At 35.3% G+C, this 241-nt stretch carries 1 protein-coding gene; it reads right to left on the bottom strand.

The genetic code is table 11. The features are described from left to right. The coding region (locus tag AACQ14_RS24190; RefSeq protein WP_339366089.1) for a hypothetical protein at positions 1-241 on the bottom strand (241 nt) is incomplete at both ends.

Genomic DNA, 241 nt, shown 5'->3' with positions numbered 1-241 from the left:
TAATTTTGAATAATCCTGCTCCCTGTCTATTTTCTTTTGTAAGAAATATCCCGCTTGTAATGTATTACCACTAGTCAGGATAGCTTCCCCTACATTACCATCATTTTTTTCACTAGAAGTTTCTTTTGCTTCTTCTTTTTTTTCATCCTTATTTTCATTTTCTGGAACAGCTGAAGCAGGTTCAGTTGTTTTGTTCTCTCCTTGTTCCTGTTTTTGCTCAACAACCAGAGCAAAAACAGGA

The sequence above is a fragment of the Vallitalea maricola genome (genome assembly GCF_036985595.1).
Taxonomy (GTDB): Bacteria; Bacillota; Clostridia; order Lachnospirales; family Vallitaleaceae; genus Vallitalea; species Vallitalea maricola.
This window is presented reverse-complemented; position numbering and strand designations above follow the sequence as displayed.